This is a genomic window from Arsenicibacter rosenii (assembly GCF_001870735.1).
GTDB lineage: Bacteria > Bacteroidota > Bacteroidia > Cytophagales > Spirosomataceae > Arsenicibacter > Arsenicibacter rosenii.
In genome coordinates, this window is record NZ_MORL01000088.1 from 1 (window position 1) to 1,834 (window position 1,834).

General features: G+C 50.0%; 1 protein-coding gene and 1 pseudogene. One reads left to right on the forward strand and one right to left on the reverse strand.

The features are described from left to right. Positions 1 to 309: 309 nt before the first annotated feature. Positions 310 to 1,263 carry a methylenetetrahydrofolate reductase gene (locus tag BLX24_RS29855; protein WP_071506854.1) on the forward strand — a complete coding sequence of 318 codons (954 nt, stop codon included), beginning with the start codon at positions 310 to 312 and terminating at the stop codon, positions 1,261 to 1,263. 152 nt (positions 1,264 to 1,415) lie between these two features. Here BLX24_RS29855 and BLX24_RS33730 read toward each other — a convergent pair. Further along, positions 1,416 to 1,834, reverse strand: a pseudogene (locus BLX24_RS33730) (TonB-dependent receptor); the annotation flags it as partial.

A 1,834-nucleotide genomic window follows, 5' to 3' on the forward strand; every position in this document is an offset into this window, starting at 1 on the left:
ACGTGTGCCAGATGGGCTACGTCCCAGACAGGATCACTCATATCAGTTCAGCTTACAGGGTTAACAGGTACAAAAGTAATTCCGGTCTGCAAGGGTCTGAGAAACGATTCTGTCAAATATGGATAAAAAACAAACATCAGAGGAGACCCTGGCCATGCCCGGATTGGCGTAACGAATGTGGAGAATTCAGCAATTGATCTAAAATAAGTTGTAAAATAGGACTCAGTTAACCGATATTGTATCCCCAAATCCCGTAAAGTATTAAAACAAGCAAAGCAGAACGCCTAAAGCGCTGTTTTAAAGAGTAGCATGTTTCAAGAAAGGATAAAATCAGGAGAATCGGGTGTGTTGCTTTACGGCATTACGCCTCCTAAAGTTGGTACCACGCCGGAACGTGTTGCCGAAATTGCCCAAAAGACCGTTGAGCGATTAGCAACCCTGCATATCGATGCACTTGTGGTTTATGATGTGCAGGACGAATCGGCCCGCACCAGCGAAGAAAGGCCTTTCCCGTTTCTGAACGCCCTGGATCCGCTTGCGTTTGCATCCGGCTATTTATCGTCACTGAATGTTCCGAAAATAATCTACCGGCCTGCCGGTAAATTTCCGGCCGAAGAGCTGGACAGCTGGCTTGAGGAGTTACACGAACGTGGGTTTTATCCGGTTTTTGTCGGTATTCCCGCTCCTGATTTTCCGGTGAAAACAAGCCTCGCGGAGGCCTATGCACTCTGGCGAAAACACGAGGATAGTTCAGTAATCGGGGCAGTAACCATACCGGAACGACATCATGTGCTGCAGGATGAAGACAAACGGATACTGGATAAGATGGTAGCCGGTGTCTCGTTCTTTGTTTCTCAGTGTGTTTTCAATATCGATTACGCCAGGCAGGTCGTCGAAGACCTGATGCGCAGCTGTCGGGAACAGCAAATCAACCCGCCGACCGTTATTTTTACAATCACCGCCTGCGGTTCGGCGAAAACCCTTCAGTTTATGGAGTGGCTGGGTATCCATGTGCCGGACGCCCTGAAAGAAGAACTGCTTGCCTCGGCTGATATGCTGGAAAAGTCGGTAAAGATTTGTCTGGACATTGCAGAAGCCCTAACTGAATTCTGTATGGCTCAGGACGTTCCGTTTGGCTTTAACATTGAAAGTGTGGCCATCCGCAAAGCCGAGATCGAGGCGTCCGTATACCTGACCAACGAAATTGATCAGATGCTGAAACAGAAAGGCTTACGAAAACCGGTGTCTGTTGTAAATACTTAGCGGAATCAATCTGAACCAATTTCTCCGTTTTCCGTCGTACCATTACTGACGATTTACCCCATGGCCACAAAGCCTTTCCTTTCGACTGTGCGCCAATGTGGCTATGGGGTAAATCCGTTATGGCATCAAGCTGCCTTCGCCTGACACGCTGCCTACCAGAAAAATGTCCAGCTCAACCGGGCAAAAAACGGTGTGCCGGGTGTAAAATGGATTTCATCGACCGGTGCTGTTTCGCCCCGTAAGCGGCTTTCTGTAGCAAACTGGGTTTCTTTCCAGCGGGTATTGAACACATTCTGTACCGACAATCCGAACTGATAGCGGGGGCGTGTGAAGTTGGCCTGGAGATCAGCGACGACATACCCTTTGGCAACGATTGAATGATCTTCGTTTGCCGGCCTGTCTGCCAGATACCGGTACCGGAATGAGCCGCTGAAGCCACGACCGGCCTGCAGGGTCAGGCCACCGGTCGAGGTGAAGACCGGAGCGAGCGGGATGTAGTTCTGACCGGCCTCTACCCCAATGGCTCTCGGGCGGGTGGCGTTCAGGTCAATATCGGCGTAGAGTTTTTTTG

Bases quoted from the DNA above. Each gene is read 5' to 3' on its own strand.
- BLX24_RS29855 (WP_071506854.1), top strand. From the start codon at position 310: ATGTTTCAAGAAAGGATAAAATCAGGAGAATCGGGTGTGTTGCTTTAC.